This is a genomic window from Saccharopolyspora sp. NPDC045839, assembly GCF_056431645.1.
Genome location: NZ_JBWKKH010000029.1, coordinates 87,657 through 111,852, shown reverse-complemented (window position 1 = coordinate 111,852; position 24,196 = coordinate 87,657). Strand labels below are relative to the sequence as shown.

Below are 24,196 nucleotides of genomic sequence, written 5' to 3'. Positions count from 1 at the left end.
CGTCGCCGGACTGGTCATTCCGGTTCCTCCGCCCGCCGCGCTGCGCGCGTTCCGCGTTGGAAAGCGGCCATGTTGCCACGGCTTCGCTCCGACGAGTGCCCGGCACGCCCGGAATCGCCGTCACCCGACTCCGAATTGCGGGCATCCGGGCGAATTCGCGGCGGGGTCGGCAATCTCGGTTCGGCTTCCTCCCATTCCGCCGGGCGGGTGAAATCCGTCCTGGTGTCGAACATCGGCTCGGTCGCCAGGATTTCGGTCGGCAGGAGAACCGTCGCCACCGTGCCGTTCTCGGCGGCCTCTTGCAGGACGACCTTGATGCCGCGGCGCGCGGCGAGCTGCGCCACCACGAACAGCCCGAGCCGGGGATCGCCGCGCAACGTGATGTCCTCGAACCGCGGTGGCGTCGACAGCCGCACGTTGGCGTCGTCGCGGTCCGCCGGGCGCATTCCCAGCCCTTCGTCCTCGATCCGCACCAGCACGCCGCGCCGCTCGTTGCTGCCGTACACCTGGACTTCCGAGCGCGGCGAGGAGAACGACGTGGCGTTGTCCATCAGCTCCGCCAGCAGGTGGATCACGTCGCCCACCGGCGCACCCACCAGCGACACGTCGGGCATCGGGTGAATCCGGATCCGGTCGTAGAGCTCGGTTTCGGCGACCGCCGCACCCACCACGTCCGCCAGCCGCACCGGCTTTCGCCACTGCCGCCCCGGCTGCTCGCCGGCCAGGATGATCAGGTTCTCCGCGTTGCGGCGGGCCCGGGTGGCGAGGTGGTCGAGCCGCAGCAGCGCGTCCTGCCGCTGCGGGTGCTCCTCCCCTCTCGCCAACTCGTCGAGCACCTTGAACTGGCGGTGCACCAGCCCCTGGTTCCGGTGGGCGATGCCCAGGAAGACCTTGTTGATGCCGGCCTTCGCCTGGTTCTCCCGCACCGCCGCGGCGACCGCGGTGTGGTGCGCGGTGTTGAAGGCCTCCGCCACCTGCCCGATCTCGTCGTTGCCGTGCTCCAGCGGGGAGAGCTCGGTCTCGACGTCGATCTGCTCGCCGCTCTTGAGCCTGGACATGATGTCGGGCAACCGCCCGCTGGCCAGCCGCAGCGTGTCGTCGCGCAGCTTCGCCAGCCTGGTCACCAGCGTCCGGTCGACCAGCCTCCGGGCGTTGCGCGCGGCGAGCACGATGCCGACCAGCACGGCCAGCAGCGCCGCGAGGCTGCCCACGATCACCTGGACGAACCGGTCGGTCCCGTTCTGCAGGCCGAGGTCGGAGGTGGTCTTGGCCTGCTCGATGGCGATCTCGACCAGGTCCTCGGCGACCGCGTTGGTGGACTGCCGCCACTCCTCCTCGTCGACGGCGAACGTCCCGCTGCGCTGCGGCGGGTGCTCGACGAGCGCGTTCTCGAAGCCGACCAGGCGCTGCCAGTCGGGGCTGGCGATGAGTCGCCGGTACAGCTCGATCGTGCTCGGTGCGGCGGCGGGCACCGCGGTTTCCAGCCTGGAGCGGTAGGCGCCGACCAGGGCGGCGAAGGACAGGTGGTCCTCGGTGTTGAACTCGCCGCCGACCAGCGCGGCACCGCCCAGCGATGCGGCCTGGGACATCTGGTCGGCGGCGCGGAACACGTCGGTCGCCACCAGGGCGGCCTGGCTGACGGCCAGGTCCGGCGTCACCCGCGACTGGGTGTCGAACAGGTTGACGCCGGCGTCGAGCAGCCGGTTGTAGAAGCGGAAGGTCTCCGCCCGCGACGAGTTCCCGGCATCCGCTCGGGCGCGCTGGTGCGGCAGCCGGACCAGCAGCGCGTCGAGGTCGCGCGCCCGGATCGCGATCCGCGACGGCGCCTCCTCGGCGAGCTGCCCGAGGTTGGCGCGCATCTCGCCGACGGCCGTGTCGGTCCTCGCGCGTTGCGCGATCAGCGCGGCCGGGTCGATGTCCGGGCGGCTGAGCCGCTCCATCGCCAGCTGGCGCTCCTTCTGCAGGGCCGCCAGGCTGTTCACCGCCGGGATCGAGGCGTTCTTCACCCCGACCGCGATCACCCTCGCGCTGTAGCCGTCGTAGACGGTCAGCGACGAGAACCCGAGCCAGAGGGCCAGCAGGATCACGCTCGGCACCACGCCGATGCGCGTCAGGCGGGCCCGGATCGTCCTGTAGTCACTACCCGAACTGCTCGTCCGCGTCACAGTGCTCCGCTATGTCGAACCGCCCTGCGACCAGCCCGCTTCCGCACCAGCGCGGGCGGTCGCGCGGCTGAACACTAGCACAGGGTGATCATGAAAACACGGAAACGTTTCATCACCGTTGCCGCGGTCAGGCGTCGTAGTGCGGCTCGGAGCGGAGCAGGAACGTGGCGTCGTCGCCGGGCCCGAGCTCGCGGGGCTCCGCGCCACGGGTGAACAGCCGCGCGCCGGTGCCGCCGCCGAGCTCGGCGTGCTCGCCGCGGACCCGCAGCCAGGAGCCTTCCCGGAGACCCAGCACGGGCACGTCGTTGTCCTCCAGGAACTCCGCGATCCGCTGCTCGCGGGTCTCGCCCATGTGCGTGCTGCCCGGGTCGGGGTCCAGGTAGTGCGGGTTGATCTGGAACGGCACCAGCCCGATCGCCTCGAACGACGGCGGCTCGACGATCGGCATGTCGTTGCTGGTCCGCAGGCTGGGGCAGGCCATGTTGGTGCCCGCGCTCGCGCCCATGTACGGCGTGCCGCCGCGCACGGCCTCGCGCAGCGCGGTGACCAGGCCGAGCCGGTGCAGCGTGGACAGCAGGCGGAAGGTGTTCCCGCCGCCGATGAACACGCCCTCGGCCTCGCGCACCGCCGCCACCGGGTCGTCGGCCCGGTGGATGCCGTCGACGGTGACGCCCAGCGGCGCGACCGCGGCCTGCACGGTCGCCGCGTAGCCGTCGTGGTCGCGCTTGGCGAACGGGACGAACAGCAGCCGCCCGCGACCGGCCAGCAGCTCGGTCACGGCCGGCATGGCGTGTTCGAGGAAACCCGTGCCGTGCTTCATCGAACTGGACAGCAGCAGCAACTCCACGTCGGCCTTCTTTCCCATCGGACGGTCTTCCAGGGCCAGGCTATCCCCGGCCGCCGCCCTCCACAGTGGACAGGCTCAGCGGGGCAGGGGCTGGGTGCGCTCGCTGGTGCCTTCCCACAGGTCCTCGACGTACTCCTGGAGGGTCTTGCCCAGCAGGTAGGCGCCCGCCGGGGCGACCACGGTGAACGTGTCGTCCGGTGACTCCGGGATCACGGCGGCGCGGCCGGACGGCGCGTGCTGCACCTCGACCCCGAACGGCCCGCTGCGCACCGCGCCGGAGGCGACGCGCAAGCCGACCGTCAGGTGGGCGGTCATCCTGTCCGCGCGCCGCAGCAGGTCGCCGATGGCCTGCGCGTCTTCCGGCGGCACGCGGCGGCGCTTGAGCTCGTAGGCCAGCCAGTCCACCTGGCGATCTCCGCGCTGCTCGGCGTCGGCGCGCGCCTCGGCCAGCACGCGGGTCGGCACGGTGACCTCGCAGCCCTCGGCCGGTTCGCGGTCCGGCAGGCAGCCCACCAGCGCCGGCCACGGCGCATCGGGGCGGACCTTCTTCGCGGTCACCGACCCGTCCTGCACCAGCACCCGCGCCGCGTGTCCGTTGCCGACCGCCACGACGGCGCGCAGCTCGGCCTCACCTGGGACGTTGACCTGCGCGAATCCGAACACCGATGCGCGCGCCAGGTTCGCGGTCAGCTCGGCCCAGGGGCCGTCCGGCGACTCGTGGGCGGTCTGCGGCCGCGCGATCAGGAACGCCTCGATCTCCGGCCCGACCGCGTGATCGCGCAGCAGGCCGCCGAACTCCCGCAGGCTGCATCGCATCGCCGGCTCCGTGGTCCATCAAGATCCCCTGTGGGCGGCAGGATATCCGGGGCGCTGCCCGCTTCGCGGCGTTTTGTTTTGGCCGGGATCGCCGGGTGTCGTCAGCGCTCTTCGACCTGGGGCCGGGCGGTGCGGCGCACGATGCCGGCCAGGGCGCTGCTGACGATCGTGACGATCAGCGCGCCCCAGAACGCCGACCAGAAGCCGTCGACGTGGAACGGCAACTGCAGCTCGCCGGCCAGGTAGCTGGTCAGCCAGAACAGCAGCGCGTTGACCACCAGGCCGAACAGCCCGAGCGTCAGCAGGTAGAGCAGGCAGCCCAGTGTCTTCGCGACCGGCTTGAGCACCACGTTGACGATGCCGAAGATCACCGACACCGCCAGCAGCGTGAGGATCTTCGCGGTGGTGTCCTCGCCCTCCAGCGTGATGCCGGGCAGCGCGGTGGTGATCCACACCGCGACCATGGTGATCAGGATGTACAGCAGCGTTGCCACGACGCGCCCCTCCCTGCCGGCTTCCGCAACGAACATCATCGACGCTACCGGTGTCCGGGGATCGCGCGCTCGCGCGGCGTTGTGATCTCCGGTTCAGCTGAAGAGGGTCGCCATCAACCGGAGCGCGTCGCCGTCGGTGTCGTCGTGCGCCTCGGCGAACCGGAAGACCAGGCCTTCGCGCAGGCCCCAGGGGCAGATCTCCAGCTCGTCCACGCCGATGGTGCGCAGGATCAGCTCGGCGACGATGGCACCGGCCAGGATGCGGCGGGCGCGGCTGCGCGACACGCCGGGCAGCGCCGCCCGCTGCTTCTGGTCCAGCTCCGCGAGCCGCGGGATCCAGGGGCGCAGCTTGGCGCGGAGCAGCCGGTCTGGGTGGCGGGCCATCCTGCCCGGCGAGCTCTCGGTGAGCACGGCCAGCTGCCGCAGCACTTTGGACAGCGCCACCGGATGCCCGAGGTCGCGGTCGGCGAAGGTGCGCAGCGAGCCCGGGATGGTGCCGCGGACCGCCGCGACCAGCTCGTCGACCTGCTGCGGCTCCGGCGGATCGTCCGGCAGGTACTGCCTGGTCAGCCGGGCCGCGCCGAACGGCAGCGAGACCACGTCGGTGGGTTCGCCGCCGGTGCCGGTGGCCACGTCGATGGTGCCGCCGCCGATGTCCACCATGGTCAGGACGGTGCCGCAGCGACCGTGCCAACGGCGGGCGGCGTGATAGGTGACGGCGGCCTCGTCGCGCGGGCTGAGCACGCCGATGCGCACCCCTGCCGCCTCGCTCAGCCGCTGCCGCAGCTCCGCGCCGTTGGCCGCGTCCCGCACCGCCGAGGTCCCGTACGCGATCAGCGCGTCGGGTTTCTCGTCGATGGCCGCGTTCACGCAGTGCCGCACCGCCCGCTCCGCGTGCTCGACGCCCAGCTCGGTGACCAGGCCGTCCGCCCCGGTGTGCTCGGCGAGCCTGGTCCGGGCCTTCGCGCTCCAGTCGGCGCGCGGCATCCGGGACCGGTCGAGGTCGACGATTTCCAGGCGCGCAGCAGTGGACCCGATGTCCAGCAGAGCCAATTTCATGCCGCGACCGTCCGCGCACCACGCGGCTCGCGGCGCGGCGTGGTGGAGGTAATTGGCGGCATGCTCCCATTGTCCGGGTCATTTCGGTCGAAAATCCCGCCACGCCAAGGTTTTCTTGAGAGTTGTGTCACATTCTCGGGGCCAGGCGCCATCTCCCGGCGCGACTTACCCGGCGGTAGCCTCTGGACTAACTCGGCGGCGTGGCCGACGCCCCGGCATCGCCGCTCGCCACAGACCGGAAAGGTTCGGCCGATGCGCATCGGGATGCCGCTGAACTACAGCGGAGGGTTCAAGGAAACCGTCGACGACCTGGCCACCTACGAGAAGGCCGGACTGGACATCGTGTACGTCCCCGAGGCGTACTCGTTCGACGCGGTCAGCCAGATGGGCTTCATCGCCGCCCGCACCGAACGCCTGGAGATCGCCTCCGGCATCCTGCAGATCTACACCCGCACGCCGACGCTGACCGCGATGACCGCGGCGGGCCTGGACTTCGTCTCCGACGGCCGGTTCACCCTGGGCATCGGCGCGTCCGGGCCGCAGGTCATCGAGGGCTTCCACGGGGTGCCCTACCACGCGCCGCTGGGCCGGACCCGCGAGATCGTCGACATCTGCCGCCAGGTCTGGCGCCGCGAGAAGGTCCAGCACGAGGGCAAGCACTACAGCATCCCGCTGCCCGCCGACCAGGGCACCGGGCTGGGCAAGCCGCTGAAGATCATCAACCACCCGGTGCGCGACCGGATCCCGATCATGATCGCCGCGATCGGGCCGAAGAACGTCGAGCTGGTCGCCGAGATCGCCGAGGCCTGGGAGCCGATCTTCTACCTGCCGGAGCGGGCGGCCGAGGTGTGGGGCGAGCCGCTGGCGGCGGGCAAGGCGAAGCGCGACGCGTCGCTGCCCCCGCTCGACGTGGTCGCCCAGGCGCCGCTGGCCATCGGCGAGGGGCTCGACGACCTGCTGGACTTCGCTCGGCCGCACGTGGCGCTCTACGTCGGCGGGATGGGCGCGAAGGGCAAGAACTTCTACAACAACCTGGCCCGCCGCTACGGCTTCGAGGCCGAGGCGGAGCTGATCCAGGACCTCTACCTCAGCGGCAAGAAGGAGGAGGCCGCCGCGGCGGTGCCCCGCGAGCTGCTGGAGAAGACCTCGCTGGTCGGCACCGCGAGCCACGTCAAGGAGCGGCTGGCGGCGCTGAAGGAATCGGGCGTCACGACCCTCAACGTGACGCCGCTGGCGGGCGATGCGGCCGGCCGGGCCAAGCTCATCGAGCAGGTCAAGCAGCTCGCCACCGACGTGTGAGGGTCCCGCAATTTCAATGGAAATCGGACCTCTGATTTCCATTGAAATTGCGGAAGTTGTCCACAGCCTCCGGCGTGTCGGGACCTGACACGCCGGAGGACCGCAGTTTCAATTGAAACTGCGGGAAGATCGGTTGGAACTGCGGGAAGATCGGCGTCATCTTGTCAATGGCAAGATGGGCGCATGAGCACGGAGCGGCCCTACCACCACGGAGATCTCCGCCAGACCCTGCTGGACGCGGCGGTCGAGATGATCGCCGAGAACGGCCCGGCGCAGCTGAGCCTCCGGGACCTGGCCCGGCGCGCCGGCGTTTCGCACGCCGCGCCGCGGCACCACTTCAAGGACAAGGCCGGGCTGTTCACCGCGCTGGCCGCGGAGGGCTACCGGCTGCTCGCGGAAGCCCTGGCCGCCGACCTGACGCTGATCGAGCTCGGCGCCCGCTACGTCGGCTTCGCGGTGGCGCACCCGTGCCACTTCGAGGTGATGCACCAACCGGACCGGTGCCACCTCGACGATCCCGACCTGCTCGCCGCGAAGGCCCGGGCTTGGGGCGCCCTGCGGGCGGGCCTGCCCGCGACGCTCGGCGACGCCGAAGCCGACCGGGCCGCGCTCGCCGCGTGGTCCATCGCGCACGGCTTCGCGACGCTCCGCCTGACCGGCAACCTCCCGGCGGCGGCGCGCGACCGGGATCCCGCCGAGGCGTTCCGCGAGATCGCCGGGCTCCTCGACGTCGACCCTGACTAGGGCGTTTCCGCAGGTGAATGCCCGTGAGCACGTTGGGCTGCCATGGCAACCCAACGTGCTCACGGGGCCTGACCAGGCGATACCTAGGCTTCCGCCGCCGCTTCGCGGGCGTGCTGGGGCTCCGCCGAACCGGCCTTGTGGGTCTCGCGCAGCAGCAGCACCGAACCGAGCGTGCACAGGCCCATCAGCAGCAGGTACACCGACACCGACGCCGAGCTGCCGGTGGCCGCCAGCAGGGCGGTCATGATGAACGGCGTGCCGCCGCTGACCAGGATCGCCGCCAGCTGGTAGGCCAGCGAGGCGCCCGAGTAGCGGACGCGCGGGGCGAACAGCTCGCTCAGGTACGCCGCCAGCGGCCCGTAGGTCAGGCTCGACCCGATGCTGCCCACCGTCGCCGCGATCGCCACCCCGGCGATCGACGCGGTGTCGACCAGCCAGAAGAACGGGAACGCCCACACCGCCAGCAGGACCGCACCGGCCACGATCAGCGGGCGCCTGCCCCAGCGGTCCGACAGCGCGCCGCTGGCGAAGATCACGACGATGCCGACCGCCGACGACACCAGCGTCACCGCCAGCAGCGACTGGCGCGGCATGCCCAGCTCGCGGGTGCCGTAGTCGAGCAGGCCCGAGATGCTGATGTAGAAGATCGAGTTGGTGGCGAACAGCAGGCCCGCGCCCAGCAGCACGGTCCGCTTGCTGGTGCGCAGCACCTCCATCAGCGGCGCCTTGACGACCTCCGCGTCCGCCTTCTCCTTGCGCTCCTTCAGCTCCTGGAACACCGGGGTGTCCTCGATCTTCATCTGGATGTACAGCACGACCGGCGCCAGCACCGCGCTGGCCAGGAACGGGATCCGCCAGCCCCACGCCTGGAACGCCTCGGGGCTCAGCGCCGCGCCGACGGCGAGGAACGTGATGTTGCCGAGGATCACGCCGAACGGCACGCCCATCTGCCCGAAGGTGCCCGCCATCCCGCGCCGGCCGCGGCCGGCGTTCTCCGTGAGCAGCAGGACGATGCCGCCCCACTGCCCGCCGACCGCGATGCCCTGCAGGAACCGCAGCGTCACCAGCAGGATCGGCGCGAACACGCCGATGGAGTCCGCGCCGGGCAGCACGCCGATCAGGAACGTCGCCGTCCCCATCATGATCAGGCAGGTCACCACGGCCGGCTTGCGGCCGATCTTGTCGCCGAGGTGCCCGAAGATCAGGCCGCCGACGGGCCGGGCGATGAAGCCCGCCCAGAACGTCGCGAAGGACAGCAGGACGCCGATCAGCGGGCTGGCGCCGGGGAAGAACAGGTGGCCGAAGACCAGTGCCGCGGCCGTTGCGTAGATGAAGAAGTCGTACCACTCGATGGAGCTGGCGATCAGCGCCGCGATCATCAGCTTCTTGGGGGTCCTGCTGGCGTGCGTCGTCGGGTCACTCGCCGTCATCGACAGACTCCCTTGACTTGATGGCTGGAGACCAAGATCACTTTCAGACCGACCGGTTGGTACGACTGTGATGTGCGTCTCTGCTCTCGTCAAGACCGAATTCACATCCAGACCGAAGCCGTCTCAGTGCCCCATTCGCGCGTTCGGCTGGTCACGACGGAGTAACTCGCCCGGCCTACCTCGCGCCAGGACTGGCGGTACTCGATCGCGTCGGCCGGTTCGAGCAGGAGAGACTGTCGGTGTGACTGGATCGACGCTGCTGCACCTGCTGCCGCTGAAAACCTTCCACGCCGACCGGAACTCCCCCGTCAGATCCGCCAGCCTCGAGACCGAGGGCTTCGTGCACTGCTCGCCGGACGAGCGCACCACGCTCGCGGTGGCGAACACCCTGTACCGCGAAACGACCGAACCCATGGTGGCGCTGGAGCTGGACCCCGCGAAGCTGTCGGCGCCGGTGCGCTGGGAGGAGCCGAATCCGGCGCCCCCGGCGGGGACGCCGGCGGATGCGCTGTTCCCGCACGTCTACGGGCCGCTGGAGCGGGAGGCGGTGATCGGCGTCCGCTACGCCCGGCGCGACGCGGCGGGGCGCTACCTGAGTCTGGAGACGCGCAGCCGGACCGCCGAGGAGTTCGACCTGCTGCCGCACCCGGAGGGCGGCTGGTACCGGCAGACCTGGGCCGGACCGGTCCGGATCGAGCACAACGGCGGCACCCGGTCGAGCGCGACGATGATCTACTTCCTGCTGCCGCCCGGCCAGTTGTCCGCCTGGCACACGGTCGCTTCCGACGAGCTGTGGCTGTGGCACCGGGGCGGGCCGCTGACCCTCTGCCTCGGTGGCGACGGGCCGCGCCCGGTCGACGAGCCCGAGCGGTTGGTGCTCGGCGCGGGCGCCGGGCAGGCGCCGCAGGCCGTGGTCCCGGCCGGCACCTGGCAGTGCGCACAGGCCGCCGCGACGGCCGAGACGCTGGTCAGCTGCGTTGTTTCGCCAGGATTCGACTTCGCCGACTTCCGCGTCCTGTAGGCGGGTCGAAGGAGTGCCGGGGCCCGGGGCGGCGCATCGCGCCGGGACCGCCGGCAGGTGCCGCGGCCCGGCCGCGGACCGCCTCGGCGGACGTCCGGAGCATCGCGAGGACCACTGCGAACGCGGCGGCGAGGGCGTTTCGCCGGGGTCGCCCGCCCGGCGCCGCTCGCTGCTGCCGGTACTCGGCGACGAGTCTGCCGGTCTCGCGATGCCGGCCCCGCGCGGTCTCGCGGCGCGGCACGCCGGAACCGAGCATCTTGCGCTCCACCCAGGACATCGTGATCAGCGAGCCGATGATCGCTCCGATTCCGATCGAGACAGCCCATGCGAACCCTGCCAGCGAATTGATCACCGGCACCACCCCCCCACGACGCAGCGGGCCACCGGTTCCAGCGACTCTTGCCGTCGACGCGAAACGACACCGCACCAATGCCGTTTTCGCTGTGGCCCTTGGAGATTCACCGTAATTCGGGACGTTCATGACCGCTGGGTGTGAACGGCGCCACTCGCCCGAACAGGTGAAAAGTGATCAGGTTCGCCGGTTCGCCGGACGGCGGGCTCGGCGTGATCGGGCGGACAGTTCTTGATCGGGCAAAACGCGCGGAACCGGAGCTACCATCGAAAACGGTCCGGCCGCCGCCGGCACCCGGTCGCCCGAGAAGGCGCGGCGCCGGGCAACCCGCCGCGATCGGCGCGCGTGTTCCACAGCAGCCCGCTGTTCGCACCGGGATCGCCGACGGGCCGCGATTTCAGGGGAGGTAATCGGGTCGTGAGGGGTTACACCGTCCACCTGCTGTTCCATCTGCTGGCGATCGCGGCCGGTGCCGCGTGCGGCATCGCGGGCGGGCTGTGGTGGTTCGGCGGCGACCCGAGCGGCCTGTGGCTGGGGATCGGCGCGCTCGCCGTCGGGGTCATCGTGCTGATCCTGGAATCCCTCTACATCAGCGCCGACCAGCCGGCCACGCCGCCGCGGCAGCCGGCGCGACCACCGCTGGAGTCGCGGCCGCGGATCCCGCTGCCGCCCCGCGAGCGCACCCGGCCCGATCTCGAACCCGTGGCGGCCCCACCGTCGGACACGCTGCTCCAGCCCTCGATGGACGCCGCCAAGTCCGTCGACCAGGAGACCAAGACCTCGGCGCTCGATGCGCTCGACGCGCAGTGGAGCGACGACCGGTCGACCCGCCAGGCCTGATCCGCGACCGATCGCACGCAACCCGAACGCACTCCGCCGCGTCCTACGGACGCAAGATCCACAACCAGGAGTGCCACGATGGCTACGCAGGACCATGCAGTCCTAGCCAGGGACGTGCGGCGCAGATTCGGTGCGGTGGAAGCCGTGCGCGGGCTGGACCTCGACGTTCCCTATGGCGAGGTGACCGCGCTCGTCGGACCGAACGGCGCGGGCAAGACGACATTGCTGTTGATGCTGGCCACCCTGCTGGCGCCCGACTCGGGCGAGCTGCGGGTGGCCGGCCTGGACCCGGTGGCGGATCCGCTGGCGGTGCGCCGGCGGCTCGGCTGGATGCCGGACGCCTTCGGCGTGTACGACCAGTTGACCGCTCGCGAGTACCTGGACTTCTTCGCGGCCGCCTACCGCCTCCCGGCCGCCGACGCGCGGACCCGGTTGGCCGAGCTGCTCGAACTGGTGCACCTGGCGGAGTTCGCCGACCAACCGGTGCACGTGCTCTCGCGCGGGCAGAAGCAGCGCCTCGCGGTCGCCCGCGCGCTCGTGCACCGGCCGTCGGTGCTGCTGCTCGACGAGCCCGCGTCGGGCCTCGATCCGCGTTCCCGCGTCGAGCTCCGCGACCTGCTGCGCGCCCAGGCCGCGGAAGGCACCGCGGTGCTGGTGTCCAGCCACATCCTCAGCGAGCTGTCCGAAGTCGCGGACCGGGTCGTGTTCGTCGACGGCGGCCGGACCGCCGGCCAGCACCGGATGGACGAGCTCGATCATCGCGCGGTGTGGCGGGTGCGCGCGCTCTCCGGCGACCTGTCAGTCGCGTTGGAGCGGCACGGGATCGAGCACGCCGCCCACGCCGCCGGGGTCGACGTGCAGGTCGCCTCCGAGCAGGCCGCGGCGGAACTGCTCGCGCGGCTGATCGCCGACGGCGTGCAGGTGTCGAGCTTCGCCCCGACCGGCAACCACCTGGAGTCCGCCTACCTGGCCTACACCGAGGAGCGCCGATGACCTTGAGCGGCATCAAGATCGTGGCCGAGCAGGAGTTCCGGGTGCGGCTGCGCACCGGCCGGTGGCGATGGCTGCTGGCCGCGTGGTTCGTCGTCGTCGCGGGCTTCGCCGCCCTGCTCAGATACTCCCTGGCGATCGTGTACGAGGACTCCCGCATCGCCTCCGAGAACACCGGTATCCCGCTGTTCGGCGGCGTGATGCTGTTCGTGCTCGCGCTGGCGCTGCTGGTGGCGCCGGCGCTGACGGCGCAGTCGATCAACGGCGACCGCGAGCGCGGCACCCTCGCCACGGTGCAGGCGACGCCGCTGTCGGCGTGGGAGATCACGCTGGGCAAGTTCGCGGCCGCCTGGATCACCGGGCTGGTCTTCCTCGGGCTGACGCTGCCGTTCGTCGTGTGGGCGCTGTTCGAGGGCGGCGTCGGGCCGTTGCGCGCGCTCGCGGTGCTCGCGATCGTCGCGCTGCTGATCGGCGTGATCTGCGCGATGGCGCAGGGCCTTTCGGCGCTGTTCGCGCGCGGGATCACCTCGACGCTGATGTCCTACCTGCTGGTGTTCGCCCTGACCGTGGGCACGGTGATCGTCTTCGGGCTTTCCCTGCCGCTGACGATGACGGAGAAGACGTACACGCCGACCGCGGAGGAGGCAGCCGCCTACGGATCCGAGACCTACACCTACGACGTGCCGCAGCCGCAGTACGTCTGGTGGCTGATGGCACCGAACCCGTTCGTCGTGCTCGGCGACGCCGCGCCCGCCCCGCCGAGCTGGATCAACCCGCGCACCGGTGAGGAGGAACCGATCGTCGCGATGGATCCGCTGAGCTCCATCGGGCTGATGGCGCGCAGCATGCGGGCGGAGCAGGACGGCTACGACAGGGATGCCTTGGCGGCGAGCCCGGCCGTGTGGCCCTACGGGCTCGGGTTCAACCTGCTGCTCGGGGCCGGTGCGCTGTGGCTGAGCGCGAACCGGCTGCGCACGCCGGTGCGCGGGCTCACCCGCGGCGTGCGGATCGCCTGACGCCGCCGATCCGCTGAGCCGCTGCCCGGCTCAGCGGATCGGCAGCAGCACGCCGCGCTCGGATTCCGGGCGCTGGCCCCGGATCCGGCGTTCGGCCTCGGTGATCGCGACGTCGTTGATGCTGGCCTCGCGGCGGCTCATCAGCCCGTCCTCGGTGAACTCCCAGAGCTCGTTGCCGTAGCTGCGCCAGCACTGCCCGGCGGCGTCGCGGCACTCGTACTGGAAGCGGACCGCGATGCGGTTGCCGCGGAAGTCCCACAGTTCCTTGCGCAGCGCGTAATCCAGTTCGCGCGCCCATTTGTCGCTCAGGAAGGCCACGATCTCGTCCCGGCCGGTGACGAACCGGTCCCGGTTGCGCCACACCGAATCCGGCGTGTAGGCCAGCGCGACCCGCTCGGGGTCGCGGGTGTTCCAGGCGTCTTCGGCGGCCTGCACCTTCTGGGCCGCGGTCTGCTCGTCGAACGGCGGGTAGGGCGGACGTGACATCGCTCGTGGCTCCCAACTGGAGAACGGTCGTTCTCCGCAACGTCCGCTAGGATAGAGAACGATCGTTCTCCCGACAACCCCGGAGTGTTTCGCGTGCAGCGCCACGAGGCCGAGTCGAAACTGCTGGACACCGCCGAAGCCCTGTTCTACGAACGCGGCATCCAGGCCGTCGGCATGGCCGAACTGCGCACCGCGTCCGGGGTGTCGCTCAAGCGCCTCTACCAGTGCTTCGCCTCCAAGGACGAACTGGTCGAGGCCTACCTGCGCCGCCGCGACGAGCGCTGGCGCAGCGCGCTGTCGGCCCACGTCGCGCGAGGCGACCGCACCCCCGAGGAGGCCGTCCTCGCGGTCTTCGACTGGCTGCACGACTGGTTCGACGAGCCCGGCTTCCGCGGCTGCGCGTTCCTCAACTCCTTCGGCGAGCTCGGCGGCAGCTCGCCGGGGGTCGCCGCCGCAGCACGCGACCACAAGGCCGAACTGCGCCGCTACCTGGGAGAACTGGTCGGCGGACTTGGCGTCGCCGACCCCGACCAGCTCACCGAACAACTGCTCGTCCTGGTCGACGGCGCGACCGCCACGGCCGCCGTCGGCGGGAACCCCGGCCCGGCCCGCAGCGCTCGCGCCGCCGCGGCCGCCCTGATCACGGCCGCCCCACGATGAGCCGGATCATCTTGCCGGGAGTGACCTGAGCCACAATCCTGTCTTCAGGTATGCCGATGCGGCGCGAGCGGGCCGACGGTCCGCCCGGGCACCTGGGTGAGGAGGGCCACCCATGTCAATCATGCGTGTCAAGTCGGTCGAACAATCCATCCGAGATGCCGAGGCCCCGGAATTTCGCCTGCGCCGCGTGCTGCGTGCGGTCGATCTCCTGGGCATCGGCATCGGCGCCATCATCGGCACCGGCATCTTCGTGCTGACCGGCGTCGCCGCGGCCACCGATGCCGGGCCCGGCATCGCGATCTCGTTCGTCATCTCCGGAATCGCGTGCGGCCTGGCCGCGCTCTGCTACGCCGAGTTCGCGTCGGTCGTGCCGGTGGCCGGCTCGGCCTACACGTTCTCCTACGCGTCGATGGGCGAATTCCTGGCCTGGATCATCGGCTGGGACCTGATGCTGGAGTTCGTCCTCGGCGCGTCCACCGTGTCCGTCGGCTGGTCCAGGTACTTCGTCGCGGCGCTCGACACGATCGGCCTGGGGCTACCGGCGGCGTTGACCGCCGCGCCCGGCGCCGGCGGCGTGGTGAACCTGCCCGCCGCGATCATCGCCCTGATCCTCACCGTCGTCCTGGTGGTCGGCATCCGGCTCAGCGCCGCGGTGACCAACGTGGTCGTGGCGATCAAGCTCGTCGTGGTGCTGTTCTTCATCATCTTCGGCGCGTTCTTCATCAAGGTGTCCAACTGGAGCCCGTTCATCCCGCCGCACCAGCCGCCGGAGCCCGGCGCAGTGTCGGCACCGCTGGACGAACCGCTGGTCAACGCGTTCTTCGGGCAGACCGGGTCGTTCGGGCTGAGCGGCCTGGTGGCGGGCGCGGCGCTGGTGTTCTTCGCCTACATCGGCTTCGACATCGTCGCCAGCGGCGCGGAGGAGACCCGCAAGCCGCAGCGCGACATGCCGATCGGCATCCTCGGTTCGCTGGCCGTCTGCTCGATCCTGTACGTGCTGGTGTCGCTGGTGATGACCGGCGTCGTCAAGTACGACCAGCTCAACACCGCGGCGCCGATGGCCACCGCGTTCCAGGCGATCGGCGCGCCGTGGGCGGCCGGACTCGTCTCGCTCGGCGCGATCGCCGGCCTGACCACGGTGATCCTGATCCTGATGCTGGGGCAGGCCCGGGTCGGGTTCGCGATGAGCCGGGACGGCCTGCTGCCGGTGTGGTTCGCCAAGGTGCACCCGAAGTTCCGCACGCCGTACCGGATCACCGTGATCACCGGGATCGTGGTGGCGGCCATCGCCTCGCTGACGCCGATCAACGTGCTCGCCGAGATGACCAACATCGGCACCCTGTTCGCGTTCGTGCTGGTGTCCATCGGCGTCCTGGTGCTGCGCCGCACCCGGCCGGACCTGCCGCGGGCCTTCCGGGTGCCGTGGGTGCCGGTGATCCCGATCCTGGCCGCGGCGGCCTGCCTGTACCTGATGCTCAACCTGGTCGGCTGGACGTGGATCCGGTTCGGCATCTGGATGCTGATCGGCCTGATCGTCTACTTCGTGTTCAGCAAGCGGCACAGCAGGCTCGGCAAGGGCGAGAGCGCCGAGAAGGCCACCGGGGAGGGCTGATCCGCTGCGCGAACCGCTCGTGAGCGATGGTTCCGGTAAGAACCGGAGTCACCGCTCACGAGCGGGGCTCAGCCGAGCCGTTCGTCCACGTAGCACCAGGTCCAGGACTCGCCCGGTTCGAAGGAGCGCACCACCGGGTGGGCGGTCCGGTGGAAGTGGGCGGTGGCGTGCCGGTTGGGGCTGGAGTCGCAGCACCCCACGTGCCCGCACTGCGTGCAGATCCGCAGGTGCGCCCAGACGTGCTGGCCGGCGGCGAGGCAGTCCTCGCAACCGTCCTCGCGGCCGGGCGTCGGCGCGAGGTCCGCCGCCTCGCGCAAATGCGCACAACTCATCAGAACCTCCAGGTGCCGAGCGCGGCGTCTGCGGCTCGAACGACAATGTGCTGTCGAACGTAAGCCACCGGCTGCGGATTCCGCAGGCGCCTCGACCGGAGACAGCATGCACGACCTACCCGCGTTGATGGCCCTGCTCGCCGGGGCGCTCGCCGTGACCGCCGTTTCCCGCCGGACCGGGATCTCCGCGCCGCTGGCGCTGGTCGTGGTGGGCCTGGCCGTGTCGTCGATCCCCGGCGTGCCGGACTACACGATCGATCCCGACCTGGTGCTGCTGGTGATCCTGCCGCCGCTGCTGTACTCGGCCGCGCTGAACAGCTCCACCATCGGGATCCGCGCCAACCTGAAGCCGATCGGGCTGCTCGCGTTCGGGCTGGTGCTGTTCAGCACCGCCGTGGCGGGGGTGCTCGCGTGGTGGCTGGTGCCGGGCATGCCGCTGAGCGTGGCGCTGGTGCTGGGCGCCGTCATCGCGCCGCCGGACGCGGTCGCGGCCACCTCGATCGGCCGCCGGCTCGGGCTCCCGCGCAAGATCATGACCGTGCTCAGCGGCGAGAGCCTGGTCAACGACGCCACCGCGCTGACCGCCTACCGGGTGGCCGTGGCCGCCGCGATCGGCACCGGCTACTCGCTGCTGGCCGGGGTCGGCATGTTCCTGCTGGCCACGGTCGGCGGCGTGGTGATCGGCTACGCCATCGGCTGGGTCGTGCACCGCGTCCGGCGGCTGCTGCGCGACGACATGCTGGAAAGCGCGGTCGGGCTGATCGTGCCGTTCTTCGCGTACCTGGTCGCCGAGGAGGTGCACGCCTCCGGGGTGCTGGCCGTCGTGGTGGCCGGGCTGTACCTGGGGCATCACGCGCCGTCCGGCAGCGCCGCGACGCGGCTGCAGGACCGGGCGGTGTGGAACGCGGCGGACACGCTGCTGGAAGCGGTCGTGTTCGCGCTGATCGGCCTGCAACTGCGCAGCGTCTTGGAAAGCGTGTCGACGGGCTTCGGGCCGCTGGTCGTCGCCGGTCTCGCCCTCACCGCCGGGATGGTGCTCGCCCGCGGCGCGTGGGTCTTCCTCGTGATGTACCTGCCGGAACTCCTCCGGCGGCGCAGCCCGGACTGGCGGCACAAGGTGATCGTGTCGTGGGCCGGGATGCGGGGCGTGGTGTCGCTGGCCGCCGCCTCCGCGATCCCCACCGCGACGCTGGCCGGGGAACCGTTCCCGCACCGCGACGAGGTCCTGTTCCTGACCTTCTTCGTGACGCTGGCGACGCTGCTGCTGCACGGCACGACGCTGCCCTGGCTCATCGGGTTCCTCGGCGTGCGGGGCACCGAGGACTACACCGACGCGCTCGCCGAAGCCGAAGCGCAGCACAACGCCGCCCGCGCCGCGCAGGAACGGCTCGACGAGCTCACCGCGGAAGCGGAGCCGCCAGGCGACGTGGCCGAGCGGCTGCGCCGCGCCGCGCAGCAGCGCAGCAACCAGGCGTGGGAGCGGCTGGGCCGGTCCGCCGACGAAGTCGGCGAGAGCCCGACGGCGGCGTACCGGCGCCTGCGCGGCGAGATGCTGGCCGCGGAGCGGGCGGTGTTCGTGCAGTTCCGCGACGACCGCCGCATCGACGACGAAGTGCTGCGCCGCGTCATGCACCAACTGGACCTGGAAGAACTCTGGCTCTCCCGCGACTGAAATCAACATTTGGGTCACGTTGCGTAGCGGTGCGGGTAGCGGAACCTCAGAGGCCGCCTCGACTGCGGGATCCCCGACTTGAGTATGTCCAAATACGCGGCATCGGGGCTGTCCTCGCGAGACGACCTCTGAGAACCCGCGGCGGTGCCGGTCGCGAGCGTGGCGAAAGAGAAAGCGGCTGCGCCGCTTGCCTCGCGGCAGGGCAACAACAGGCACGTGGGAATTTCCTGGTTGTAGCCGCGGCTACGTCAGGAAGCCGAGCTGCGAGGAGAGTTCCTTGGCGGCGATGCGCATCGCGCCGACGACCTCGCGCATTCGCTTGCGGGAGAAGCGGTACGACGGGCCGGAGGCGCTCAGCGCCGCGATCACGTCGCCCTCGTGGTTGTAGACGGCGACCGCCGCCGCGTTGAGCCCGAGTTCCAGTTCTTCGTAGCTCGTCGCGTACCCGTCGCGGACGATCAGCTCGAAGTCCTTGCGCAGCTCCCCGGCGTTGGTGACCGTTCTGGTCGTGTAGCGCTCCAGCTGCCGGACGAGCACCTCGTCCTGGTCCTCCCGCGGCGCGTGCGCCAGCAGGACCTTGCCGCTGGACGTGGCGTGCAGCGGGGTGCGCTGGCCGACCCAGTTGTGCGCCGTGACGGCCGCCGTGCCGCGGGCCTGGCTGATGTTGATGGCGACGTCGTTGTCCCGGATCGCGATGTTGACCGTCTCGCCCAGGTCGGCGGCCAGCGATTCGCAGAACGGCCGGCCCAGCCGGGGCAGGTCCATCCGCTCGGTCGCCGCGCCCGCCAGCCGCACGATGCCGAAGCCGATCGCGTACTTGCCGCGCTCCCCCAGCTGTTCCACCAGGCCCCGGGCTTCCAGCACGCTCACCAGCCGGGAGGCCGTCGACTTGTGCACTCCCAGCTCCCCGGCGATCTCGGTGATGCCGGCTTCCCCGTTGCGCGCCAGCAGTTCCAAGACGGTCACAGCCCGGTCGACGGACTGCACCAGAGCGCCAGAACTCCTTCCGCGTGCTTCAGCTGCGCTACCCACCGGTCAACCGTATCCGTTCGAGGTGCACATCCCGGAACCATCCGTTGTCCCTCTTGACGTTGTCGCAACATAAGGGTCAGATTTGTTGCGAATACTACGCTCTGTTCCTCATTGTGCAACGGAGGTCGGCTTGTTGTCACTCTCTGCGGCCGCCCCACCGGCCGTGATCGAGGCATGAACACGGTGGTCGTCGTCGGCTCGTCGGTGGCGGGCTGGCGGGCCGCGCAGGAGCTGCGCGAGCAGGGCTTCGACGGGCGGCTGGTGATCGTCGGCGCGGAACCGCACCGGCCCTACGACCGGCCGCCGCTGTCCAAGGAATTCCTGGCCGGGAAGCTGCAACCGGAGGAACTCGCACTGGGCAACGAGCAGGAGGAGGCCGACCTCGCCGCCGAGTGGCGGCTGGGCGTCCCGGCGGCGCGGCTGGACTCCCGGCGCGGCGCAGTGGTGCTCACCGACGGCAGCGAGGTCCGCGCCGACGGCGTCGTGCTGGCCACCGGATCCGCCCGGCGGAGCCTGCCGGGCAGCGCCGAAGCCGCCGGCAGCCACCGGCTGCGGACCGTCGACGACGCGATGGCGCTGCGCGGGGACATCCGCGCCGGCGCTCGGGTGGCGGTCGTCGGCGGCGGGCTGATCGGCACCGAGATCGCCTCGACCTGCCGGTCCCTGGGCGCGGAGGTGACCCTCGTCGACGCCCAGCACCTGCCGCTGGCGCGCACCCTGGGCATCGAGCTGGCGCCGCTGTGCTTCGCGCAGCACGAGGACCACGGGGTTCGCGTGCGGTGCGGAACGCCCGCCCAGCGCGTGCTCGCCGACGACCGGGTCACCGGCGTGGAGCTCGCCGACGGCCGGGTGATCCCGGCCGACGTGGTGGTCGTCGAGGTCGGCGCGGAGCCCGCCACCCGGTGGCTGCGCGGGTCGGGGCTGAAGCTCCGCGACGGCGTCGTGACCGACTCCGGGTGCGTGACCGCGCTGCCGAACGTGGTGGCGGTCGGCGACGTCGCGCGCTACCAGCCGTCACACCGGTCGCGCACGGTGCGCAGCGACCACTGGTCGACGGCGATGAACCAGCCGCCGGTCGCGGTGCGCAACCTGCTCGCCGGGCGCACCGCGGCGGCCTACACCGGGGTGCCGCACTTCTGGTCGCAGCAGTACGGTTCGACGCTGCAGTTCGCCGGGTACGCCGGGCCGAAGGACCGGATCACCGTGGTGGACGGCTCGCTGAAGGCCCGCCGGTTCGTCGCGACCTACGAGCGCGGCGGCCGGACGATCGCGGTGTTCGCGATGAACAGCCCCAAGCAGTTCGCCACCCACCGGCGGCGCCTCATCACGGCCCTGGCGAACTCCGCGCAGCCCAGAACCGTGAGGTGAACGGTCCGTTCGCTCCCCCTAAGCAGGCGAACGGTCCGTTCGCGTCGTTCCCTACGCCACCGCAGAGCGAACGGACCGCTGGGTCCGCCTATGGGAGTGAACAGGCCGTTCGCTCCCATCCGTCCAAGGCGCGCGCTGGAGCGAACGGACCGTTCGTCTCAGGGGGTGAGGTGAACGGGCCGTTCACTTCACCCCGGATCAGCCGGCGGTGAACTCCTGCACCGCGTCCAGGAGCAGGTCCGCCAGGTAGTCGGCGAAGGAGTTGCGGACGAGGATCCGGTAGGCCGGCTCCGGGGTCAGCTGCCAGAGGACCGCCTGGGTTCGGCCCAGCAGGGTCTGGGCGCAGCGGCCCGGGGTGAAGGACCTCGGGTGCAGGTCCAGGGAGCAGATCTTCTCCAGGACCTCGCGGGACAGCGGGCCGGACAGGCGCAGTGCCGTGCGGTTCGCGGATACGTCCACTGTGGATCCCAGCGAGTCCGCGAGCGCGCCGCGGACCGAGGCGACCAGCTCGGCCGCGCGGCCGTCCGGGGCCACCAGGAGCCACTCGTCCGGGCCGAGCCAGAGGGCCGCGGCGTTCTCGTCGCCCGAGACGAGGTTCGGTTCGTGGTGCGGTAGCGCGAGATCCAGCGCGTGCTCGACGCGCGCCACCGCCGGGCTGCCCGGGTGCACCCGCAGGTTCACCTGGGTCAGGAACGGTTCCTCCGCCAGCCGCAACCGATCGGTGCCGATCGCGGCGAACTCCGCCGCGCGGCCGGCGAGCGGGCTGCGGCGCAGGGACAGGGTGTCGACCTGTGCGGGGCTAGCGACCGTCACGGCGGGCTCCTTCGACGTCGTAGAACAGCGGTTTGGTCACCTCGACCGGGATCGACCGGCCGTCGACCGGCACGTCCAGCACCTCGCCGATGCGCTGACTTCCGTTGCGCACCAACGCCATCGCGAACGTCCGGTCCAGGATCGCGCTGCGGTAGCTGGACGTGACGTGCCCGAGCATCGGCACCGGCGGCTCCAGCGGGATGCCGGGCTCGACCAGGTGCGCGCCCTCCGGCAGGAGCTCCGCCGGGTCCAGCGGCAGCAGCCCGACCAGCTGCTTGCGGTCGGTTCGCGCGGTGTCCGGGCGGGCGAACGAGCGCCTGCCGATGAAGTCCTTGCGCTTCGACACCACCCAGTCCATGCCGAGGTCGTGCGGGGTCACGGTGCCGTCGGTGTCCTGGCCGACGATCACGAACCCCTTCTCCGCCCGCAGCACGTGCATCGTCTCGGTGCCGTAGGGCGTGATGCCGAAGTCCCGGCCCGCCTCGTGCACCGCCTCCCACACCGCCAGGCCGTACCAGGAGGCGACGCTGACCTCGAACGCCAGCTCGCCGGAGAACGAGATCCGGCTGATCCGCGCCGGAATCCCGTTGCCCAGCACGGTTTCCCGGAACTCCATGAACCCGAACGCCGCGGCCGAGACGTCCAGGTCGGGCGCCAAGCGGGCGACGACCTCCCGCGAGTCCGGGCCGACCACCGCCACCGTCGCCCACTGCTCGGTGACCGAGGTGCAATGCACCGCCAGGTGCGGCCACTCGGTCTGCAGCCACTCCTCCAACCACTCCAGCACCACCGCGGCGTTGCCGGTCGTGGTGCTCATCAGGTAGCGGTCCTCGGCCAGCCGCATCGAGACGCCGTCGTCGAAGACCATGCCGTCCGCGGTGCACATGACGCCGTAGCGGGCCTTGCCGACCGGGAGCTTGGCGAAGGCGTTGGTGTAGATCCGGTTCAGGAACTCCGGCGCGTCCGGCCCGACGATCTCGATCTTGCCCAGCGTCGTCGCGTCCTGCATCGCCACCCCGGTGCGGGCCGCCAGGCATTCGCGCCGCACCGCCGCGGCCATGTCCTCGCCGGGACGCGGGTAGTACCAGGGACGCTTCCACTGGCCGACGTTCTCGAACTCCGCGCCGTGCGCCACGTGCCAGGAGTGCATCGGCGTGGTCCGCACCGGGTCGTGCAGCACTCCCCGGTCCCGCCCGGCCAGCAGGGCGAACGACACCGGCACGTAGGGCGGCCGGAACGTCGTGGTGCCCACCTCGCCCGGCGATTCGGCCAGCAGCGCGTCGGCGATCACGCCGATGGCGTTGACGGCGGAGGTCTTGCCCTGGTCGCTGCCGGTGCCGATCGTGGTGTAGCGCTTCACGTGCTCGACCGAGCGCATCCCGGCGCCGACCGCGCGCCACACGTCGGCGACCGTGGAATCCCGTTGCAGGTCGACGAAGTGGTCCGTCCACCGCGCCGGGTCGCCTGACTCGCCGGGCACCAGCCACAGCGGGCGCGGCTGCGTGACCGGCCGGTCGCCGGTCACCGGCGGGACGGGCGGCGCGGCGATCCGGAAGCCGCTCGCGGTCGCCGCCTCGGCGCCGGCCGACAGGCCCTGGGCGAGGCAGCCGGCGAGGTCGTAGGTGCCGCGCGCGGCCCCGATCACCTTGGGCAGCCCGGGTTTCTGCGCCGGCACGAACCCGGCCACCAGCTGGTCCCAGCGCACCGCGCCGCCCGCCTGGCTGAACAGGTGCACGGCCGGGCTCCAACCGCCGCACACCGCCAGCAGATCGCAATCGACTTCCACCGGCGGGCCTGCGATCAGTCCCGCGCCGTCGATCTCGGCGATCCGCGCGGACGACACCCGCCGGTCCCCCGCCGTGCCGACGACGGCGGAGCCGGTGAACACCTGGGCGCCGATCGACCGGGCCTGCTCGACGAGCCGTTGCGGCGGTTCGGGCCGGGTGTCGACGACCGCGCGGACGTGCGCGCCCGCGGCGGCCAGGTCGAGCGCCGCTCGGTAAGCGCTGTCGGACGTCGTGACCACGACGGCCTCCCGGCCCGGCAGCACCGCGAAGCGCTTGATGTAGCTGCGCACCGCCGAGGCGAGCATGATGCCGGGCCGGTCGTTGTCGGCGAAGACCATCGGCCGCTCGTGCGCCCCGGTGGCCAGCACGACCTGCTGGGCGCGCACGTGCCACAGCCGCTGGCGGCTGCCGCGGCGCTCGGCGATGAGCAGGTAGTTGTGGTCGTAGTGGCCCACGGCGGTGGCGCGGGTCAGCACCCGCACCTCGGGCAGGTCGACGAATTCCCTTCCCGCGCGGGAGATCCATTCGACGGCGGGCCGGCCGTCGATGCGCTCGCCGCCGTCCAGCAGCGACCCGCCGAGCTCGCGGCCCTGCTCCACCAGCACCACCCGGGCGCCGCTGCGCCCGGCCGCCAGCGCGGCGGCGATCCCGGCGGGACCGGCGCCGACCACGACGACGTCGGCGTGCACGTACTTCTTGTCGTAGACGGCGGGATCCGGCGCGTTGCTGAGCCAGCCGATGCCCGAGAGGCTCGCGACCTGCAAGCCGTCGTAGAGCTCCAGCCGCGTCGCGGGCACCAGCGGCTCCGGGCCGCCGTCGAGCACCTGCACCAGCGCGTTCGGTTCGGTGCAGTCGGCGGTGACGATGCCGCGCGGGCGGTCCCGGTAGATCGACGGGCCCACCTCGATCCGGCCGCTCGCGAGCAGCGCCGAGGCGAGCGTGTCGCCGGGATGCCCGGCGAAATCCATGCCGTCGAAGGTGAAGCGCAGCGTTCGGGTCCGGTCGATGCGACCACCCTCCGGCAGACGGGGAGGAGGAGTGAGCCGTGTCATGGCGCCACCTTTCCGGGCATCTCCGGGTGCATCTCGTTGGTCGCGGTGTCGCGGACGACGTTGAACCAGCGCCGGCAGCCCGCGGAGTGCGTCCAGCGCTCGTGGAACGACCCGCGCGGGTTGTCGCGCACGAACAGGTACTCGGCCCAGGCGGCGTCGTCGACGTCGGCGGGGATCTCGGGGTAGTCGACGTGGGCCTGACCGCCGTAGTGGAACTCGGTCTCGTCCCGATCGCCGCACCAGGGGCAATGGATCAGAAGCATGAGGACTCCAAACCTGATCGAGATCTTGGGGTCCGCAATTTCCATT

The 24,196-nt window shown here is 71.3% G+C and carries 24 protein-coding genes; 10 read left to right on the top strand and 14 right to left on the bottom strand.

The annotated features are described in order from the left end of the window. Positions 1 to 14: 14 nt before the first annotated feature. The 5 genes from AC07EQ_RS32185 to AC07EQ_RS32165 all read right to left on the bottom strand — a co-directional run bounded on the left by AC07EQ_RS32185 (position 15) and on the right by AC07EQ_RS32165 (position 5,381). Positions 15 to 2,165 carry a sensor histidine kinase gene (locus tag AC07EQ_RS32185; RefSeq protein ID WP_478391595.1) on the bottom strand — a complete coding sequence of 717 codons (2,151 nt, stop codon included), beginning with the start codon at positions 2,163 to 2,165 and terminating at the stop codon, positions 15 to 17. A 127-nt stretch (positions 2,166 to 2,292) separates the two neighbouring features. Then, positions 2,293 to 3,030, bottom strand: a complete 738-nt coding sequence (gene pepE / locus AC07EQ_RS32180; protein ID WP_478391594.1) for a dipeptidase PepE — start codon at positions 3,028 to 3,030, stop codon at positions 2,293 to 2,295. A gap of 57 nt (positions 3,031 to 3,087) precedes the next feature. After that, positions 3,088 to 3,828 carry an ESX secretion-associated protein EspG gene (locus tag AC07EQ_RS32175; RefSeq protein ID WP_478391593.1) on the bottom strand — a complete coding sequence of 247 codons (741 nt, stop codon included), beginning with the start codon at positions 3,826 to 3,828 and terminating at the stop codon, positions 3,088 to 3,090. Positions 3,829 to 3,929: 101 nt separating this feature from the next. Then, entirely contained in the window at positions 3,930 to 4,322 is a 393-nt protein-coding gene (locus tag AC07EQ_RS32170; RefSeq protein ID WP_478391592.1) for a phage holin family protein, read from the bottom strand. A gap of 93 nt (positions 4,323 to 4,415) precedes the next feature. Next, positions 4,416 to 5,381, bottom strand: coding sequence for a Ppx/GppA phosphatase family protein (locus AC07EQ_RS32165; RefSeq protein ID WP_478391591.1), 966 nt, complete (start codon positions 5,379 to 5,381; stop codon positions 4,416 to 4,418). Between the two features lie 252 nt (positions 5,382 to 5,633). Here AC07EQ_RS32165 and AC07EQ_RS32160 point away from each other — a divergent pair, with 252 nt between their 5' ends. Continuing rightward, a complete protein-coding gene (locus tag AC07EQ_RS32160) occupies positions 5,634 to 6,680 on the top strand; it encodes an LLM class F420-dependent oxidoreductase (RefSeq protein ID WP_358575497.1) in 1,047 nt (348 codons plus the stop codon). 13 nt (positions 6,681 to 6,693) lie between these two features. On the opposite strand, the gene AC07EQ_RS32155 is transcribed toward AC07EQ_RS32160, so the two are convergent. Then, a complete protein-coding gene (locus tag AC07EQ_RS32155; RefSeq protein WP_478391590.1) occupies positions 6,694 to 6,840 on the bottom strand; it encodes a hypothetical protein in 147 nt (48 codons plus the stop codon). A 23-nt stretch (positions 6,841 to 6,863) separates the two neighbouring features. Here AC07EQ_RS32155 and AC07EQ_RS32150 point away from each other — a divergent pair, with 23 nt between their 5' ends. Continuing rightward, positions 6,864 to 7,424, top strand: a complete 561-nt coding sequence (locus AC07EQ_RS32150; RefSeq protein WP_478391589.1) for a TetR/AcrR family transcriptional regulator — start codon at positions 6,864 to 6,866, stop codon at positions 7,422 to 7,424. An 83-nt stretch (positions 7,425 to 7,507) separates the two neighbouring features. On the opposite strand, the gene AC07EQ_RS32145 is transcribed toward AC07EQ_RS32150, so the two are convergent. Continuing rightward, the gene (locus AC07EQ_RS32145; protein ID WP_478391588.1) at positions 7,508 to 8,854 is read right to left on the bottom strand and encodes an MFS transporter; all 1,347 of its coding nucleotides are present in this window, start codon (positions 8,852 to 8,854) and stop codon (positions 7,508 to 7,510) included. Positions 8,855 to 9,095: 241 nt separating this feature from the next. On the opposite strand from AC07EQ_RS32145, the gene AC07EQ_RS32140 reads away from it, so the two are divergent. After that, the gene (locus AC07EQ_RS32140) at positions 9,096 to 9,875 is read left to right on the top strand and encodes a cupin domain-containing protein (protein WP_235883447.1); all 780 of its coding nucleotides are present in this window, start codon (positions 9,096 to 9,098) and stop codon (positions 9,873 to 9,875) included. Here AC07EQ_RS32140 and AC07EQ_RS32135 read toward each other — a convergent pair. After that, on the bottom strand, positions 9,823 to 10,227 hold the full coding sequence (locus tag AC07EQ_RS32135) for a hypothetical protein (RefSeq protein ID WP_478391587.1): 405 nt from the start codon (positions 10,225 to 10,227) through the stop codon (positions 9,823 to 9,825). The genes AC07EQ_RS32140 and AC07EQ_RS32135 overlap by 53 nt on opposite strands. Before the next feature lie 417 nt (positions 10,228 to 10,644). Between AC07EQ_RS32135 and AC07EQ_RS32130 the strand changes: the two genes are divergently transcribed. The 3 genes from AC07EQ_RS32130 (at position 10,645) to AC07EQ_RS32120 (ending at position 13,073) form a co-directional block, all read left to right on the top strand. Continuing rightward, positions 10,645 to 11,067 (top strand): hypothetical protein, encoded by a 423-nt coding sequence (locus tag AC07EQ_RS32130; protein WP_478391586.1) that lies wholly within the window; start codon positions 10,645 to 10,647, stop codon positions 11,065 to 11,067. A 78-nt stretch (positions 11,068 to 11,145) separates the two neighbouring features. Further along, complete coding sequence (locus AC07EQ_RS32125; RefSeq protein ID WP_478391585.1) at positions 11,146 to 12,060, top strand: ABC transporter ATP-binding protein; 915 nt, start codon at positions 11,146 to 11,148, stop codon at positions 12,058 to 12,060. After that, entirely contained in the window at positions 12,057 to 13,073 is a 1,017-nt protein-coding gene (locus AC07EQ_RS32120; RefSeq protein ID WP_478391584.1) for an ABC transporter permease, read from the top strand. Before AC07EQ_RS32125 ends, AC07EQ_RS32120 begins: the two co-directional genes overlap by 4 nt. A 30-nt stretch (positions 13,074 to 13,103) precedes the next feature. Here the strand turns inward: AC07EQ_RS32120 and AC07EQ_RS32115 are convergent, their stop codons facing one another. Further along, entirely contained in the window at positions 13,104 to 13,559 is a 456-nt protein-coding gene (locus AC07EQ_RS32115) for a nuclear transport factor 2 family protein (RefSeq protein ID WP_478391583.1), read from the bottom strand. Positions 13,560 to 13,652: 93 nt separating this feature from the next. Here AC07EQ_RS32115 and AC07EQ_RS32110 point away from each other — a divergent pair, with 93 nt between their 5' ends. Further along, positions 13,653 to 14,219, top strand: a complete 567-nt coding sequence (locus tag AC07EQ_RS32110) for a TetR/AcrR family transcriptional regulator (protein WP_478391582.1) — start codon at positions 13,653 to 13,655, stop codon at positions 14,217 to 14,219. Between the two features lie 112 nt (positions 14,220 to 14,331). Next, complete coding sequence (locus AC07EQ_RS32105; protein WP_478391581.1) at positions 14,332 to 15,831, top strand: amino acid permease; 1,500 nt, start codon at positions 14,332 to 14,334, stop codon at positions 15,829 to 15,831. 68 nt (positions 15,832 to 15,899) lie between these two features. Here the strand turns inward: AC07EQ_RS32105 and AC07EQ_RS32100 are convergent, their stop codons facing one another. Further along, positions 15,900 to 16,163, bottom strand: a complete 264-nt coding sequence (locus tag AC07EQ_RS32100) for a UBP-type zinc finger domain-containing protein (protein WP_397528071.1) — start codon at positions 16,161 to 16,163, stop codon at positions 15,900 to 15,902. Positions 16,164 to 16,269: 106 nt separating this feature from the next. Between AC07EQ_RS32100 and AC07EQ_RS32095 the strand changes: the two genes are divergently transcribed. Further along, the gene (locus AC07EQ_RS32095; protein ID WP_478391580.1) at positions 16,270 to 17,835 is read left to right on the top strand and encodes a Na+/H+ antiporter; all 1,566 of its coding nucleotides are present in this window, start codon (positions 16,270 to 16,272) and stop codon (positions 17,833 to 17,835) included. 243 nt (positions 17,836 to 18,078) lie between these two features. Here the strand turns inward: AC07EQ_RS32095 and AC07EQ_RS32090 are convergent, their stop codons facing one another. Further along, positions 18,079 to 18,822: an IclR family transcriptional regulator gene (locus tag AC07EQ_RS32090; RefSeq protein WP_478391579.1), complete on the bottom strand. Its 744-nt coding sequence runs from the start codon at positions 18,820 to 18,822 to the stop codon at positions 18,079 to 18,081. A 219-nt stretch (positions 18,823 to 19,041) separates the two neighbouring features. Here AC07EQ_RS32090 and AC07EQ_RS32085 point away from each other — a divergent pair, with 219 nt between their 5' ends. Next, positions 19,042 to 20,235 carry an NAD(P)/FAD-dependent oxidoreductase gene (locus tag AC07EQ_RS32085; RefSeq protein WP_478391578.1) on the top strand — a complete coding sequence of 398 codons (1,194 nt, stop codon included), beginning with the start codon at positions 19,042 to 19,044 and terminating at the stop codon, positions 20,233 to 20,235. A gap of 198 nt (positions 20,236 to 20,433) precedes the next feature. On the opposite strand, the gene AC07EQ_RS32080 is transcribed toward AC07EQ_RS32085, so the two are convergent. The 3 genes from AC07EQ_RS32080 to AC07EQ_RS32070 are packed head-to-tail and all read right to left on the bottom strand — an operon-like array spanning position 20,434 to position 24,150. Further along, complete coding sequence (locus tag AC07EQ_RS32080) at positions 20,434 to 21,048, bottom strand: sarcosine oxidase subunit gamma (RefSeq protein ID WP_478391577.1); 615 nt, start codon at positions 21,046 to 21,048, stop codon at positions 20,434 to 20,436. Then, the gene (locus tag AC07EQ_RS32075; protein WP_478391576.1) at positions 21,035 to 23,887 is read right to left on the bottom strand and encodes a glycine cleavage T C-terminal barrel domain-containing protein; all 2,853 of its coding nucleotides are present in this window, start codon (positions 23,885 to 23,887) and stop codon (positions 21,035 to 21,037) included. The genes AC07EQ_RS32080 and AC07EQ_RS32075 overlap by 14 nt, the downstream gene beginning before the upstream one ends. After that, entirely contained in the window at positions 23,884 to 24,150 is a 267-nt protein-coding gene (locus AC07EQ_RS32070; RefSeq protein WP_478391575.1) for a sarcosine oxidase subunit delta, read from the bottom strand. Before AC07EQ_RS32070 ends, AC07EQ_RS32075 begins: the two co-directional genes overlap by 4 nt. Positions 24,151 to 24,196 lie beyond the last annotated feature (46 nt).

What these genes read in the sequence shown, in the direction of transcription:
- pepE (WP_478391594.1), bottom strand. Translation starts at nt 3,030, where the DNA reads ATGGGAAAGAAGGCCGACGTGGAGTTGCTGCTGCTGTCCAGTTCGATG.
- AC07EQ_RS32175 (WP_478391593.1), bottom strand. Translation starts at nt 3,828, where the DNA reads ATGCGATGCAGCCTGCGGGAGTTCGGCGGCCTGCTGCGCGATCACGCG.
- AC07EQ_RS32165 (WP_478391591.1), bottom strand. Translation starts at nt 5,381, where the DNA reads ATGAAATTGGCTCTGCTGGACATCGGGTCCACTGCTGCGCGCCTGGAA.
- AC07EQ_RS32160 (WP_358575497.1), top strand. Translation starts at nt 5,634, where the DNA reads ATGCGCATCGGGATGCCGCTGAACTACAGCGGAGGGTTCAAGGAAACC.
- AC07EQ_RS32155 (WP_478391590.1), bottom strand. Translation starts at nt 6,840, where the DNA reads ATGACGCCGATCTTCCCGCAGTTCCAACCGATCTTCCCGCAGTTTCAA.
- AC07EQ_RS32150 (WP_478391589.1), top strand. Translation starts at nt 6,864, where the DNA reads ATGAGCACGGAGCGGCCCTACCACCACGGAGATCTCCGCCAGACCCTG.
- AC07EQ_RS32145 (WP_478391588.1), bottom strand. Translation starts at nt 8,854, where the DNA reads ATGACGGCGAGTGACCCGACGACGCACGCCAGCAGGACCCCCAAGAAG.
- AC07EQ_RS32125 (WP_478391585.1), top strand. Translation starts at nt 11,146, where the DNA reads ATGGCTACGCAGGACCATGCAGTCCTAGCCAGGGACGTGCGGCGCAGA.
- AC07EQ_RS32120 (WP_478391584.1), top strand. Translation starts at nt 12,057, where the DNA reads ATGACCTTGAGCGGCATCAAGATCGTGGCCGAGCAGGAGTTCCGGGTG.
- AC07EQ_RS32115 (WP_478391583.1), bottom strand. Translation starts at nt 13,559, where the DNA reads ATGTCACGTCCGCCCTACCCGCCGTTCGACGAGCAGACCGCGGCCCAG.
- AC07EQ_RS32105 (WP_478391581.1), top strand. Translation starts at nt 14,332, where the DNA reads ATGTCAATCATGCGTGTCAAGTCGGTCGAACAATCCATCCGAGATGCC.
- AC07EQ_RS32100 (WP_397528071.1), bottom strand. Translation starts at nt 16,163, where the DNA reads ATGAGTTGTGCGCATTTGCGCGAGGCGGCGGACCTCGCGCCGACGCCC.
- AC07EQ_RS32095 (WP_478391580.1), top strand. Translation starts at nt 16,270, where the DNA reads ATGCACGACCTACCCGCGTTGATGGCCCTGCTCGCCGGGGCGCTCGCC.
- AC07EQ_RS32085 (WP_478391578.1), top strand. Translation starts at nt 19,042, where the DNA reads ATGAACACGGTGGTCGTCGTCGGCTCGTCGGTGGCGGGCTGGCGGGCC.
- AC07EQ_RS32075 (WP_478391576.1), bottom strand. Translation starts at nt 23,887, where the DNA reads ATGACACGGCTCACTCCTCCTCCCCGTCTGCCGGAGGGTGGTCGCATC.
- AC07EQ_RS32070 (WP_478391575.1), bottom strand. Translation starts at nt 24,150, where the DNA reads ATGCTTCTGATCCATTGCCCCTGGTGCGGCGATCGGGACGAGACCGAG.